The sequence below is a fragment of the Candidatus Liberibacter asiaticus genome, assembly GCF_000590865.3.
GTDB classification, from domain to species: Bacteria; Pseudomonadota; Alphaproteobacteria; order Rhizobiales; family Rhizobiaceae; genus Liberibacter; species Liberibacter asiaticus.
The window spans coordinates 788,573-804,974 of the sequence record NZ_CP010804.2; the positions used below are offsets into that span (position 1 = coordinate 788,573).

Sequence of the window (16,402 nt, forward strand, 5' to 3'; positions counted from 1 at the left end):
TTTTGCATGTAAAATAGCTCAATAATTTTACCTATCTTTTTATGCGACATTTGTAGGTATAGGTAGCTATTTTAATTCTTACAGGAGTCGAGGTTTAACCCAACGTAGTATTTTTATCGCCTAAAACAGTGCAGTACTGACTGCTGTGACTTGATGTATTTAGAACACAAATAGTGTTGAAGGGTACAACTTTCAAATTTGGAAACATCATACTGCCACAACTAAAGCAGATCTCGTTAACGTTAGAACAGAAGTTAAAAATGAGATTCATCTTTACGGTTACTAACGATTAGTTCAAATGCGAATTCGAAACTCCACGCAATATATATTCCCAAACTTGGATGGATGCACATGCACAGGGTGGTAAATTTATGTCAGAGATGGTCTCCCACATGGATGACTGTTGATTTGTTAGAATCATAGCGGATACGACAGACAGACATTCACATCTTTTAAAAGACGACAGCCAAGGTGTGAGATAGAGGTCAGTGTACTGCTTTCCACGGGAGAGATGATCTCGAGGTGCTAGGACGCGTCAGTTTTCAAACGTTCAGTAAATTATGGCAAGGTTAAAAATTGAATCTTGCCAAGATGCATGCTTGTATTGTGACCTTGTTTTCTGATGTTATGAATAAGTTCACCTCATGCGATGATTTCACACTACTGGCATTGAGAATTTGAATATATGTGAAATGATGCACCAATATTTTGGTTTGCTTCTCATTGTAGATATGAGCGTATTTAAGTTCAGGTGACAGTTATATGCATGGCGGGCGATCCCAGAAAAAAGACGTTCTTGGCTTTTTGTACTAAGCAGTTTACGATAGAGATCTGAATGTTGTGATCAACTTGAAAAGTATGGTCATTGAGTCTGTGGAGAGGCAATTCTTTGTCAGGATGGCAAGTTATTAACCATGCTACGTTTATAGGAAATTCTTTAGATTGACTGTATGGCGTCTAGAAAAAAATCGGAATTACAAAAATTCATAAACTTGCAAAACCTATAATCCGCTTGCTATAGGCAAAAGGCTTAGAGCTATTCAAGATAAAAAAAGATGAGCTGTATAGAATTCAGGAGTTGATCGGTGGGTATCATAGCGGTCGGATAATTTAAAAGAGGGGAAAAACACTCCCTAATTAAGTACTGCTTGCAAAAAATATAAGAACTCATGCATGGATAAAACGGCTAGGCGATAGGAAATCATAAGAATTCATAGACGACCAATGTTCCTCTAAATAGAAAATCATTCACTACCGCTTTATGCTATAAATCACTTACAAGTAAAATTAATTCATCCATATAATCTACATCCATAGTTCATATCCATAAGATATTATAGTTTATATCGTACTATTGATAAAATAATTAGAATTTAGAATATGGATTGCTGATGTCTTTTTTAAATATTCGAAATTTTTTTTACAACTGTAAAGGAAGCATATCGATACTAACGGCTATTCTTCTGCCTGTGATTTTTATTGTTATGGGGTTGGTTATTGAAACATCCCATAAATTTTTTGTGAAAGCAAAACTACACTACATCCTAGATCATTCTCTCCTGTATACAGCGACAAAAATATTAAATCAAGAGAATGGTAACAATGGAAAGAAACAAAAAAATGATTTTAGCTATAGAATAATAAAGAATATTTGGCAAACGGATTTTCGAAACGAATTGCGAGAGAACGGTTTTGCGCAAGATATCAATAATATAGAGCGATCGACATCACTTAGTATCATCATAGATGATCAACATAAAGATTATAATTTATCAGCGGTCTCTCGATATGAGATGCCATTCATATTTTGTACTTTTCCTTGGTGTGCAAATAGTAGCCATGCCCCGTTGCTGATAACGAGCTCTGTAAAAATAAGTTCTAAATCTGATATTGGATTAGATATGATGATGGTTTTGGATGTTTCCCTGTCTATGAACGACCATTTTGGTCCTGGTATGGACAAGCTAGGTGTTGCAACACGATCTATCAGGGAAATGTTGGATATAATTAAATCAATTCCGGATGTGAATAACGTTGTTCGCAGCGGATTGGTGACATTTTCCAGCAAAATAGTACAAACTTTTCCGTTAGCATGGGGAGTGCAACATATTCAGGAAAAAATAAACCGTCTTATATTTGGTTCTACTACAAAATCAACTCCTGGATTGGAATATGCTTATAATAAAATTTTTGACGCGAAAGAGAAATTGGAACATATCGCAAAAGGACATGATGATTATAAAAAATATATCATATTTCTGACAGACGGTGAAAATTCTTCTCCAAATATAGACAATAAAGAAAGCCTTTTTTATTGTAATGAAGCAAAAAGAAGGGGGGCAATAGTTTATGCAATTGGCGTGCAAGCCGAGGCTGCTGATCAATTTCTCAAGAACTGTGCTTCGCCAGACAGGTTTTATTCAGTGCAAAATTCACGTAAGCTACATGATGCCTTTTTACGCATTGGTAAAGAGATGGTAAAACAACGCATATTGTATAATAAATAGGCAAAGGTATGCTGTATTATTAAGTGCATGCAAGTTTAATGTTGTTGTACCTCTGAAATATATCTCGTTTAGGGATTATTTCCAACTCTTATACGTGATTTATTACAACTCTGATTGTATCATGATACACGGGGTAAGGAGGTATTGGTTATTTTTCATATCAAGATCGCTTTTGGAAATATTTGCATAGTACAAGAGGTTAATATCTAATTTTATGCAACAATATATGATATAAGGGATACTAACTTATGGGTAACAATGAAAATTGTTGTTTGTTGCAGATTTTTCTATCCTAACGACGTCAATGCATGAGAGATTTGATTTGTATGTTTTATGAATGTGTCAATGTAGCATATTTTCAGGGTATCTTTAAAATGTGGTGTTCATTAGTAGATTTTCAAAAGAAAGAAAGTTACCCTTGACACAATATTTAGAAAAATCACCTAGTTTTGTACATTTGCAAGTGCATTCTTCGTATTCCTTGTTGGAAGGAGCTCTTTCTTTAAATAATATTTTAGATAAAATTGCCGCAGATCAACAACCTGCTATTGCGATTACTGACACAAATAATCTTTTTAGTGCATTGGAGTTTTCGCAAAAAGCTTGTGCTGCTGGCATTCAGCCTATTATCGGCTGTCAACTAGATATTGATATGCAAGATAATTTAAAAATGACTAATCAGGGAAAAACACCTTTCCCAACTGTTCCTTCTATAGTTCTTTTAGTATCGACTGCCGAGGGATATCAGCGATTAATTGAGCTTGTCAGTCGTATGTATCTCCTAGATCAGGGAAAACAATCTGTTCGTATTTGTTTGTCTTGGTTGCAAGAGATAGGGACAGAAGGCCTTATTATGTTAACAGGTGGGAGTTCTGGTCCGATAGATAGAGCTTTTTTTTTCAATAGTTCTCAAGTAGCAGAAAAACGGCTTCTTACTTTTAAAAAGCTTTTTGGCGATCGTCTCTACGTCAATTTACAGCGTCATCGGGGATACGATCGCTATCGTGAAAGTCAGGTAGTTCAATTAGCATACACGCATGAATTGCCTTTGGTTGCAACTAATAATTCCTTATTTCTATCTGAAGAAGATTACGAAGCTCATGATGTATTGATGGCAGTGGCACATTCAACTGTCGTGTCTCAGAAAGATCGTCCACGAGTCACGCCTGATCACTATTTGAAAAATCGTTCTGAGATGGTCTCTATATTTTCGGATTTACCAGAAGCTTTAGAAAATACAGTAGAAATTGCTCGGCGTTGTTCTTTTATTCTTCAAGTACATGCACCGATCTTGCCACGTTTTATTGAAAAAGAATGTGATGATATTCAAAAAGAAGAAGAAAATGAGTTGCGCAATAAAGCAGTAGCAGGATTAGAAGTACGCCTTGCCCAAGGTGCCATAGCAAAAGGATACCATGCACAAGATTACAGACAACGTCTTGATTTTGAGTTGAATGTCATCGCACGTATGAAGTTTTCAGGATATTTCTTGATCGTTGCTGATTTTATACAATGGGCTAAAAAAAACAATATTCCGGTAGGTCCTGGACGTGGTTCAGGAGCAGGTTCTGTCACTGCCTATGCTTTGACAATTACTGATATTGATCCTTTACGTTTTTCACTTCTCTTTGAACGCTTTTTGAACCCAGATCGGATGTCGATGCCAGATTTTGATATTGATTTTTGTCAAGATCGACGTGATGAAGTTATTCGATATGTACAAAACAAATATGGGCATGAACGAGTTGCTCAAATTATTACTTTTGGCTCTTTGCAGGCTAAGGCAGCATTACGTGATGTGGGGCGAGCTTTGCAAATGCCGTATTCTCAGGTTGATCGTCTTTGTAAGTTAATACCTAATGATCCGGCGCATCCTGTTTCTCTTCAAGCTATTGCCGATGATTCTCGTTTTCGAGAGGCTAGGTTAGCTGATCCTTCTGTGGATCGTCTTCTTGAAATTTCTCAAAAATTAGAAGGATTATATCGACATGCTTCCACTCATGCAGCGGGTATTGTCATTGGTGATCGTCCATTATCACAATTAGTACCTATGTATCGTGATGTACGATCCGATCTGCCAGTAACACAATTTAATATGAAATGGATTGAAAAAGCTGGTTTAATTAAGTTTGATTTTCTGGGTCTTAAAACGCTTACTTTATTACAAAAAAGCCTCGATTTTCTCGCTCAACGGGGAGTAAAAGTTGATTTATCACTCATTCCTTTTGATGATCACGAGACATATCATCTTCTAACGACAAAAGGCACTTTAGGTATATTTCAATTGGAAAGTTCTGGAATGCGTCAAGCCTTGGAAGGTATGCAACCGGATTGTATTGAGGATATTATAGCTCTCGTTTCATTGTATCGTCCGGGACCAATTGACAATATCGTTGTGTATAATAATCGAAAAAATGGAAAAGAAAAAATAGTTTCTATTCATCCATTAATTGATCCTATGCTCAAAGAAACCCAGGGAGTTATTATCTATCAAGAGCAAGTTATGCAAATAGCTCAATTACTTTCAGGATATTCTCTCAGTGAAGCAGATGTCTTGCGTCGGGCAATGGGGAAAAAAATTAAAGAAGAAATGGATAAACAGAAAGAGCGTTTTATTTCTGGAGCAAGCAAAAATGGTATAAGCAAAACAATAGCTGTGAATATTTTTGAATTATTAGCGAAATTTGCAGACTATGGCTTTAATAAATCACATGCTGCTGCTTATGCGGTTATTTCTTATCAAACCGCATGGATGAAAACGCATTATCCTGTTGAATTTTTAGCCGCTTCCATGACTCTAGAAATGGATAATGTAGAAAAAATTAAGAAATTTTGTCAGGATGCACGTCAATTTAACATTCAAATTATGCCTCCATCGGTGAACACCCCATGTGTAGATTTTAAGGTGGGAGATAATCGTATTTATTATTCTTTGGCTGCTATTAAAGGTGTAGGAACGACAACAGCACGTCATATTATGGAAGCGTCTGCCGACAAACCATTTGATAGCTTAGAAGATTTTTGCTCGAGAGTGGATTCAAAGAAATTAAATCGTCGGGTATTAGAAAGTCTAGTTTTTGCAGGAGCGTTGGATTGTTTTGGATATAGTCGTATGCAATTATTACAATCTCTTGATAATATTCAAAAGTATGCGCAGTGGGTTGAAAAAAATCGTACAAACAAGCATGAAAATATTTTTGCTCATGAGAAGGGAACTTTTTCTGACAAAATTACTTTGGAGAAATTCTCAGTTGAGAATTCTTCTGTGCGATTTGAAAATGAACAACGGGTATTAGGTTTTTATTTTTCAGGACATCCTCTTGATGTGTATAAGCCAATACTACGGAAAATGGGTATTAAGGGTTATGAGGAAAGCGTTGCTACTATCAGGGGTAATAATATCCGATTAGCAGCAATGGTGGTATCGAAACAGCAAAAGAAGACACGCAAGGGGAGTAGAATAGGTTGGGTGACTTTTTCTGAGCCAGCAAAGGAATATGAGGCAATTTTTTTCCCTAAAAATAATAATAGAAAGGGAAAAAAGAAGCCAGATGGGAATCATGATTTTTTATTTCTTGAAGATTGTTATGATCATGCAATAGAAATGAAGCTGCAAGAAGCAGAAGAAGACCCCAATTTTTTATCATTACAGGAACAACAGCAATTAGAAGAGGAAAAACCTCGTTTATTAAGAGAAAAGAAACCATATATTATTGTTGTTTCTCAAGAAGATAAGTTATCACTTCAAAGAGATTCGATTCGCCTATTGTGGGTGGAATCTTTAGAAAAGAAATCCATGGAGATGTTGGATTCTTTGCGGGTATACCTTCAAGATCGCAGTCCCCTTCGAGAAATTCATAAATATTTTGAAAATCGTCAAACTCAAAATTATGATAAACAGGGAAAGATAGGTCTGATTTTTTTGAGATCACAAGGAAAAATAGAAATAGAAATAACGCTGGATCACTATCCTATATCGCCAGAAATTGCCTTTGATCTTGAACATATTACGGGTATAACCAAGGTCGTTCAAGTAATACATAATGAATAATTCAGCGTAAAACTCTTTTTCTTCAGTATGTCCTTAGCATTTAGGGATAGAATAAGAATTATGATATTCCAAAAGTAGATAAAAATATGAATTATCCTCGTGATTTTATAAAAGATCTTTTGATTCATATTCCTATTTCCAATTTAATAGGTCAGTATGTTGATTGGGATCGAAGAAAGACGAATGCTGTAAAAGGTGATTATTGGGCTTGTTGTCCTTTCCATGATGAAAAAACACCAAGTTTTCACTGTAATGATAGTAAAGGATTTTATTATTGTTTCAGTTGTCATGTAAAAGGGGATCATCTTAGTTTTTTATCAGCATTATTGGGATGCTCTTTTATCGAATCTGTACAAAGATTAGCGGCAATAGCAGGTGTTCCATTACCGGTTGTTGATCCTAAGATAGAAAAAAAAGAAAAAATACAAACGGATTTAATCAGGCTTATAGAAGTAGCTACTGATTTTTTTCATCATTCTTTGAAAAATGCACGTGATAAGCGATTGCATTATTACCTAGATGAACGTGGAATCGATTCTCATGCGATAGAAATGTTTAAGTTAGGATATGCTCCAGATAGTCGTTACTCTTTGAGAGAACATCTCCGTCAAAAAGGTTTTTCTGAGGAAAAAATCATTGAAGCAGGTCTTTTAATTGATGGGGACAATAGTGCTACTTCTTATGATAGATTTCGAAATCGTCTTATTTTTCCTATTAGGTCTTCTAGAGGACAAGTTATTGCTTTTGGAGGACGTACTCTTTCAAAAGGGGAGAGCGTTAAATACCTTAATTCACCGGAAACAATTCTTTTCCATAAAGGTAAGAATCTGTATAATTTTTTCGGAGCTCTTAATTATCTTCAAAAATCAATAAGAAAAGATGTGCGCCGGAATAGTTCTTCTTTTATCATACTCGTTGAAGGTTATATGGATGTCCTTTCCTTGTGTCAGGCTGGCGTACAAAATGTTGTTTCTTCTCTTGGCACCGCTTTGACGGAATATCAATTACGTCTTCTATGGAAGTTATCTCCTCGTATAGTGTTATGTTTTGATGGTGATGATCCTGGTTTGCGTGCTGCTTATAAAGCTATTGATCTTGTATTATGTCATTTAATACCTGGGAACAGAGTTAATTTCGTTTTATTATCGAGAGGAGAAGATCCGGACAGTTTTATACGATGTTATGGTAAAACAGCTTTTGAAAAACTCATCGTCGAATCATTGCCATTAGTTGATATGCTTTGGAAGCGTGAAACGGAGAATCGTTCTTTTAATACTCCTGATGAGCGTGCTGAGTTAGAAATACACCTTAAAAATTGCATTAATCATATTAAAGATCAAAAATTAAGGTATTATTATTCTCAAGCTATACGAGATCGTCTTCAGCAGTTGTTTCAGAAATATATAACAGAACATTCTGGATATGGTCGATATTGGAAAAAAAATGCAAGACATAGAGATCAAAAAGGGCCCTCACAACGATTAATGCAGTCCTCTCTTGTAAAAGGAAAACTCTCTAAAAAACCATCTTTGCGAGAAGCGGCGTTGCTATTAACTTTGATTAATCATCCAGCGATTTTGCAAGAACAATATCAAGAATTAGCTGATATTCGTTATGATAATAATGAATTGCAAAAACTATGGTCTTTTTTATTTAGTGATTTTGTAGAGCAAAAATATTTTTTGCCTGAAGAAATACATCAAAGACTTTGTGAACGTGGTTTCGGTGAACTATTAAAACAGCTTGATAGACAAGTTCGAGATGCAGGGCTTTGGAGTGCAACCACTGAAGCAAATATTGTAGATGTGCGGCAAGGGTATCAACAAGCTTTAGCATTATACAAACGTTTTCGGTTATTATCTCGCCAAAAAGAAGAAATTGAAAAGCAAATCGCTCAAGTGACCGCCAAAGGAGAGGCAGAAAAGACTGCTATCTTGATTTCTATCCTGCATGAAGTTCATATTCAGATTCATCAAATCGAATCTCAAGAAGCCATGATAGAAGGCTTTGGAAAAATGTCTGGGCGATTGTAAAAAATGATTTATTTTTCCAAAATACCTGTTTCAGGGCAAGATAGCACAGAGTAGTTTCATGCTTTAAATATGAAAAAATACAATAAAAATAAAAGATATACCAATAAAGTAATAGGTAATTTATCATACTTTATTGTAGTGATAGACATCAGCATTGCTTGTGTGTACAGTTTTATTCATTCTAGGCTGTTTATAATGATATTTCCCAATGTTGATTGAGAATTTTAACTAAATATTTGTAAAAATAGATGAAAGATTTGTCCTGTATTCGTAAAGGTGAATTTTAAAACCACGATTACGATTCTTTTTGCTATTTTTAGTAAATAAAGCGTTTAGATATTTATTAAAAAGTTGATGTTACCAAGGGCATTCATTGGTTGATAAGAGGGGAGTAGCACAATTGTTCTAGAGTAATTGTTATTTTATTTTTAATGCAATTTGAGAAAATTATTTCATATTTTTTTTTGCATTTTTATTTTTCGCATTTTAAATCTGTTACAAGAAAAGGTCATAGCCTTATGAAGAATTCAACTGTTCAATGTGCTCTTCGAAGCATTATAGCAGAAAAGAGAGGGTTAAGTTCTTTAGAATCATCTTTGCAAGGGGAATTATCTTTTCAATTCCATTGTGCTGTAGAAAAAATCAAAGCTATTAAAGGTCGTGTTGTTATTACTGGAATTGGTAAGAGTGGTCATATTGGTTCAAAATTAGCTTCTACATTGGCTTCTACAGGAACTCCTTCATTTTTTGTGCATGCTGCCGAAGCGAGTCATGGTGATCTTGGTATGATCACGCGAGATGATTTGATTATTGTTCTATCGTGGAGTGGGAGTAGTGATGAATTAAAGGCTATTTTATATTATGCACGTCGATTTTCTATTCCATTAATTGCTATCACATCGGAAAATAAATCAGTTGTGGCATGTCATGCAGATATTGTTCTAACATTGCCGAAAGAACCTGAATCATGTCCACATGGTTTGGCTCCGACAACTTCTGCTATTATGCAATTGGCAATAGGAGATGCGTTGGCAATAGCGCTTCTGGAATCGCGAAATTTTTCAGAAAATGATTTTTATGTTTTGCATCCAGGTGGAAAATTAGGCACGTTGTTTGTTTGTGCGTCCGATGTCATGCATTCAGGGGATAGTATTCCTCTTGTGAAGATTGGTTGCCCATTAATAGATGCTATTACTATTCTTTCAGAGAAAAGATTTGGTTGTGTTGCAGTCGTTGATGAAGGTCAAAAGTTGAAGGGTATTATAACTGAAGGAGACATATTCAGAAACTTTCACAAAGATTTAAATACACTCAGTGTTGAAGATGTTATGATAAAAAATCCTAAGGTTATTTTGGAGGATACTCTTCTAACGGTTGCTATGCAACTTTTACGGCAACACAATATTTCTGTTCTTATGGTTGTGGATGATTGTCAAAAAGCAATAGGTATCGTTCATTTTTTAGATCTGTTGAGATTTGGCATAATATAAAATTTTTTTGTCGAGGATGAGCGTAGCGTAGCAGCAAAATTGCATTAATGTAAACGGAAACATTGGTGTATTTCCTTTATTTTTTTCTTTCTAGAATATTAATTTTAAAGGTAGTTGATGTTAAGAAGTCAAGCTACCTATATAGTGAAAAGATTATTGAGAATATGATTTCGGATTATTATTTCTATAATATACTCTGAACGGTGCCAATTATACTGTTTTCAATAAATCATAATGCACACAGTACGAGGGAGAGTGTCCTTATAATCTTTCATATTATAGAACAACAATAGATCATGAAAATACTGCTATTTTTCAATTCTTAGGTTTAGAAACTAAGAGTAGAGCGAAATGGATTTTATTGTTTTTTATGGAAAACTTGGTTGACAGCCAAGTATTGTATCATCTACCATCTTGGATTAGACTCAATGCCGTGAGGTTTAACTGCATCTCATGATGTGGAATAGTTGGAGATCAGAATGACTGAGTTCACAGGTTCTGCGGCGTCGTTGGCTAATTTCATTTGGAAGAATGCAGAAGACCTTTGGGGTGATTTTAAGCACACTGATTTTGGTAAAGTCATTTTGCCATTCACATTGTTGCGTCGGTTGGAATGCGCTTTGGAACCAACGCGAAGTGCCGTCAGGGAGAAATATCTTGCTTTCGGGGGCTCTAATATTGATTTAGAATCTTTTGTCAAAGTTGCTGGCTATTCTTTCTACAATACCTCAGAATATTCTCTTTCAACACTTGGTAGCACTAATACTCGTAATAACCTTGAAAGTTACATTGCTTCTTTTTCGGATAATGCTAAAGCTATTTTTGAAGATTTTGATTTTTCCAGCACAATTGCGCGCTTAGAAAAAGCAGGGTTACTTTACAAAATTTGCAAGAATTTTTCTGGAATTGAGTTGCATCCTGACACAGTGCCAGATCGTGTGATGAGTAACATTTATGAGCATCTGATAAGACGCTTTGGTTCTGAGGTAAGTGAAGGTGCAGAAGATTTCATGACGCCTCGCGACGTCGTGCATCTTGCAACAGCGCTATTACTTGATCCTGATGATGCTTTATTTAAAGAAAGCCCTGGGATGATTCGCACATTATATGATCCGACATGTGGTACAGGTGGATTCCTGACCGATGCGATGAATCACGTTGCCGATTGTGGTAGTCATCATAAAATTCCTCCGATTCTAGTTCCACATGGACAGGAGCTAGAACCGGAGACTCACGCTGTGTGCGTGGCTGGTATGCTGATTCGCCGTTTGGAGTCAGATCCTAGACGTGATTTGTCCAAAAACATTCAGCAGGGAAGCACGCTGTCTAAAGATCTGTTCACAGGAAAGCGTTTTCATTATTGCCTCTCTAATCCACCTTTCGGTAAGAAATGGGAAAAAGACAAGGATGCTGTCGAAAAGGAACACAAAAACGGCGAATTAGGTCGGTTTGGACCAGGATTACCCAAGATTAGCGATGGTTCCATGCTTTTCCTAATGCACTTGGCAAATAAATTGGAACTTCCCCCAAACGGTGGTGGTCGTGCCGCTATCGTATTGTCCAGTTCTCCGTTGTTTAACGGTCGAGCGGGCTCTGGTGAGTCTGAAATTCGTCGTTGGCTATTAGAAAATGATTTGATTGAAGCCATTGTGGCATTGCCAACGGATTTGTTTTTCAGGACTAATATTGCCACCTATCTTTGGATCTTATCTAATAGGAAAACGGAGGAGCGTAGGGGTAAGGTTCAATTGATCAATGCTACTGATTTATGGACTTCTATTCGCAACGAGGGAAAAAAACGTCGCATTATTAACGATGATCAGCGACGCCAGATTCTGGATATTTATGTATCAAGGGAGAACGGCAAATTTTCCCGAATGCTGGATTATCGTACCTTTGGTTATCGTCGTATCAAAGTGCTGCGCCCATTGCGTATGTCCTTTATATTAGATAAAACAGGTTTGGCGAGATTGGAAGCGGATATTACGTGGCGTAAACTTTCGCCCTTACATCAGAGTTTCTGGTTGGATATCCTTAAGCCGATGATGCAGCAAATTTATCCTTATGGCTGGGCGGAAAGTTTTGTCAAAGAGAGCATTAAGTCCAACGAAGCTAAGACATTGAAGGTGAAAGCTAGCAAGTCCTTTATTGTCGCTTTTATTAATGCTTTCGGGCGTAAAGATCCCCGAGCCGATCCGGTGACTGATGTCAATGGTGAATGGATCCCAGATACGAATCTAACAGAATATGAAAATGTGCCTTATCTGGAGTCCATTCAGGATTACTTCGTTCGTGAAGTCTCGCCACACGTTCCAGATGCTTATATCGATAAAATTTTTATTGACGAGAAAGATAAAGAGATCGGACGCGTAGGCTATGAAATCAACTTTAATCGCTTCTTTTACCAGTATCAACCGTCGCGTAAACTGCAAGATATTGATGCAGAACTCAAAGGAGTTGAAGCTCAAATTGCAACCTTATTGGAAGAGATGGCGACAGAGTGAAGCACTATAAAGCTTACCCACAATATAAAGATTCTGGGGTTCAATGGATTGGGGCAATACCCAAGCATTGGAAAGTCGTTCCTATCAAAAGGTTTACAAAATTAAATACGGGAAGGACTTCAGAATCTGGTAAAGACATTATTTATATAGGATTAGAGGATGTTGAATCTGGAACGGGTAAATACCTTCCTAAAGATGGTAATTCTCGTCAATCTGATACTTCTACTGTTAGTATCTTTGCGAAAGGTCAAATACTCTATGGGAAGCTAGGACCCTACCTGCGTAAGGCAATTATTGCTGATTTTGATGGTATATGTTCGACACAATTTTTAGTACTCCAACCAAAAGATGTTTTGCCAGAATTGCTCCAAGGCTGGCTTTTATCCATCGATGTGACACAGCGTATTGAAGCGATCTGTGAAGGAGCTACAATGTCTCATGCAGATTGGAAAGGTATTGGCAATATTCCAATGCCTATACCTCCGCTTGCTGAACAAGTACTAATACGGGAGAAAATCATAGCCGAAACGGTTCGCATTGATACCCTCATTACCGAGAGAATCCGTTTCATTGAACTGCTCAAGGAAAAGAAGCAAGCGCTCGTTTCTTATATAGTGACAAAAGGGTTAAATCCCGATGTGAAGATGAAAGATTCAGGGATTGAGTGGGTCGGGCTAGTGCCGGACCATTGGGAGGTAAAGCCATTCTTTGCACTAGTGACAGAGCTCAATCGAAAAAATACAAAACTCATTGAATCTAATATCTTGTCGCTTAGCTATGGCAACATAATCCAGAAGCTAGAAACGAGAAATATGGGGCTAAAGCCAGAATCCTATGAAACTTATCAGATTGTCGATCCTGGTGAAATTGTGTTCAGGTTTATTGATTTGCAGAATGATAAACGCAGCCTGCGATCAGCTCAAGTAATGGAAAGAGGAATAATCACTTCTGCATATATGGCAGTCAAACCTCACGGCATTGATTCCACCTATTTAGCATGGCTAATGCGGTCATATGATCTTTGCAAAGTATTTTATGCAATGGGTAGCGGGTTAAGACAATCACTGAAGTTTGAGGATGTCAAAAGGCTTCCTGTCCTTGTTCCTCCAATCAAAGAACAGTTCGATATCACCAATGTAATCAATGTAGAAACAGCTCGCATTGATGTTTTGGTAGAAAAGATCGAGCAAAGCATCGTTTTGCTTAAAGAACGCCGTTCATCATTTATTGCGGCGGCAGTGACCGGCCAGATTGACTTGCGAGGAGAGTCGCAATGAACACGTATTCACACATTAGGAAATGCTTACTAGCTGATTTTGAGCTGAAGAACGATGCGGTTTCTTAAATCGTTTTTGGAAGGAGATGAGAATAGTTTTCTGCTATGAATTCACTCTTGTTTGGTTTTTTGGCCTTTCTGTATGCGTATGGTGGATCAGTCGTTTTTAGCTTGTTTGAATCCTTCTTCGTTGAGAAAGAAGATGGCGAACTTTTCATCAGGATAATGGTTTTTGAAATCAGTTGGAGTAGGGGAGAATTCTATGTAGACCTCTTGCCATTCAATTTCGCCAGTCGTTCGTCGTATCAACAACGCAGCAATATCCTTAGCCATAGGAAAGAGATTGCAATAGATCAGAGAAGAACTCCCATTACACAAAAACTTAGTATGGGGAATTTATCGGAGTTACAGGAGTAACTATTAGTCGATATGAGAAGGGATTAAGACAGCTCTTAAAATTAAGCGAGTGTTAAAAAAATCACTTGATTGAATCTATTGTGGTGATGGAGTAATTTTGCTGAAGAAATTAAAATGCCAATCTAGCGGAATATCTTATCAGCAAATAACAAGTCAAGGAATACTTGAATGAATTGGGGCTTGTTACATTTTAGTGTTTTTAAGTGGAGTATAATATTTGATACTGGATGGAATAACCCACTAGGGAATGGTGTAAAATCTAAGTGATGGCTTTGGATTTTTAGGGTTCTGCGCCCCATAGGAGAAGCGTGGGAAAATAATAGCTTCCCTGATAATATATGGTGCTTTCAAGTAATTTTAGGAAACCGCCTATAATTATTTTGAAATGAGGTGATGATATCTAGGTAATACTTGTCATCAAAGATCGTAGGGGAATATGAATAGGTTATCGATTGTTGGAACTGCGTATCTTTTGGAATATCTAGGTGGATAGTGGCTTCATATGAAGAAATAATTTCAGGTTATAAAGGGAAAATTCCAATTCTAGAATGTAAATAGTTGAAAATACTTTCCAAAAAAACTACAAGATACTATTGCTATATGTTGACAGACATGGGGTCAAAACTTTATTAGATAGTAGATGATTCATTTAGGCATGATTGTTGATCTTTATTCCTGAAGGTCTCCGATCTTATAAGAGTCTTTTTATTGGGATGTAGCCAAGTGGCAAGGCAGTGGTTTTTGGTACCGCGATCCCTGGTTCGAATCCAGGCATCCCATCCATTTTGTAGCATCAAGAATAGCAATAAGAAATTTTAGTTTAGGGGAATATGACAGGATATCCTTTCTATTTTTGGGGAAAGATTTCACACGGTATCGGATTGTTTTTATGGGATGTTCTAGATGGGCGGGTTTTTCAATTCTATAGGGTTGTAGTCCGTATAGCCCTTATTTTTGAGTATGGTCGTCGATTTATCGGAAATATTTAGACAAAACAGTAAAAACATTTTTTGGGGTATGATCTATTTCTACAATTGAGAGAAATAACTTTTTGTGCGTTGCTCTGACTTGTTCTATTAGTGTATTAGTGAGGATAGCCACTAGTAAATATTTGTCAGTATTTTATACAGAGTGAAATTTATCATTTTGCATGTATTGGTACAACGTATTGATGCTATGAGAACACTTTCGCGGATACATCAATATTGCCGTTTTTTCCCAAGATTAGGAAAAATCTGTAGTATGGCGCCTATGCTATACAAATAAATTCCGCATACACTAAAAGCAAAGCTAAACCATCGGCATACCTGAAAATTTGATATTAAAGCATAGAATCCCAAAAGACACCAGCAAACGAATACGAAAAAATTGAGAGGACGTAATCGAACAACTCTAATAGGATGTAAGAAATTAACAGGTACGAATGTAAGAATGACAGATGTAGTAATGACTATTGTTGAAACGAGAACACTTGCATTCAGGGCTATCAGAGAAAAAACGACCATATTCCATACTGCAGGAAATCCAGAGAAGAAGTGTTCTTCCGTTTTCATATTTGTATAAGCATAATAAATAGAGCTCGATATAACCATCATTCCTGCTGCAACAGATGATCCAGTGCTATTGCCCAATAAATTGCTCTGATATAGCGCAAAAGCAGGGAGGACAACATAGGTCAAATAATCAATGATATTATCAAGAGTATCTCCAGACCAATTAGGAAGAACTTCCTTGACGCGCATTTTTCGAGCAATAGGTCCATCAAATCCATCGATAATCAGCGCTAATCCGAGCCACCAAAACATATCAACGATCCTGTACTGAGCTGCTGCTGTGACGCCAAGAAATGCAATAAAAGATCCAAAAGCTGTCAGAATATGCACCGAAAATGCACTAACGCGTTTATGCGAAAAATTTTTGTAATTCATTTTTCCAATCATTGGATAGTTATGACGACTCTAGCTCACAGGAATTCTATCATATTTCTAGTTTATATAAAAGGTGGAAATTCTATCCTCCATAATTATTATATAATGCAGCCACAAGAAAATCATTGTTGCCTAACCACTGGTCAAAATTTATAATATATTGGCAATGGATGTTTATGTATTTTAAAAAGCGAAG

Annotated in this window: 8 protein-coding genes and 1 tRNA gene; 8 read left to right on the forward strand and 1 reads right to left on the reverse strand. The window is 36.6% G+C overall.

Annotated features, from left to right (window positions below):
* The first annotated feature begins 1,391 nt into the window (after window positions 1-1,391).
* From CD16_RS03615 to CD16_RS03650, 8 genes are all read left to right on the forward strand, one after another.
* Window positions 1,392-2,507 carry a vWA domain-containing protein gene (locus CD16_RS03615; RefSeq protein ID WP_015452668.1) on the forward strand — a complete coding sequence of 372 codons (1,116 nt, stop codon included), beginning with the start codon at window positions 1,392-1,394 and terminating at the stop codon, window positions 2,505-2,507.
* Window positions 2,508-2,925: 418 nt separating this feature from the next.
* Window positions 2,926-6,558 (forward strand): DNA polymerase III subunit alpha, encoded by a 3,633-nt coding sequence (dnaE, locus tag CD16_RS03620; RefSeq protein WP_040055306.1) that lies wholly within the window; start codon window positions 2,926-2,928, stop codon window positions 6,556-6,558.
* 86 nt (window positions 6,559-6,644) lie between these two features.
* Window positions 6,645-8,591 carry a DNA primase gene (gene dnaG / locus CD16_RS03625; RefSeq protein ID WP_015452670.1) on the forward strand — a complete coding sequence of 649 codons (1,947 nt, stop codon included), beginning with the start codon at window positions 6,645-6,647 and terminating at the stop codon, window positions 8,589-8,591.
* A 518-nt stretch (window positions 8,592-9,109) separates the two neighbouring features.
* The gene (locus CD16_RS03630; protein ID WP_040055321.1) at window positions 9,110-10,081 is read left to right on the forward strand and encodes a KpsF/GutQ family sugar-phosphate isomerase; all 972 of its coding nucleotides are present in this window, start codon (window positions 9,110-9,112) and stop codon (window positions 10,079-10,081) included.
* A gap of 479 nt (window positions 10,082-10,560) precedes the next feature.
* Window positions 10,561-12,585, forward strand: coding sequence for a type I restriction-modification system subunit M (locus tag CD16_RS03635; RefSeq protein WP_015452672.1), 2,025 nt, complete (start codon window positions 10,561-10,563; stop codon window positions 12,583-12,585).
* Window positions 12,582-13,862 carry a restriction endonuclease subunit S gene (locus tag CD16_RS03640; RefSeq protein ID WP_015452673.1) on the forward strand — a complete coding sequence of 427 codons (1,281 nt, stop codon included), beginning with the start codon at window positions 12,582-12,584 and terminating at the stop codon, window positions 13,860-13,862. The genes CD16_RS03635 and CD16_RS03640 overlap by 4 nt, the downstream gene beginning before the upstream one ends.
* A 104-nt stretch (window positions 13,863-13,966) precedes the next feature.
* Complete coding sequence (locus tag CD16_RS05655) at window positions 13,967-14,278, forward strand: hypothetical protein (RefSeq protein ID WP_015824924.1); 312 nt, start codon at window positions 13,967-13,969, stop codon at window positions 14,276-14,278.
* 709 nt (window positions 14,279-14,987) lie between these two features.
* Window positions 14,988-15,061, forward strand: a tRNA-Gln gene (locus CD16_RS03650).
* 416 nt (window positions 15,062-15,477) lie between these two features.
* Here the strand turns inward: CD16_RS03650 and pcsA are convergent.
* Entirely contained in the window at window positions 15,478-16,206 is a 729-nt protein-coding gene (gene pcsA / locus CD16_RS03655; RefSeq protein WP_192943154.1) for a phosphatidylcholine synthase, read from the reverse strand.
* Window positions 16,207-16,402 lie beyond the last annotated feature (196 nt).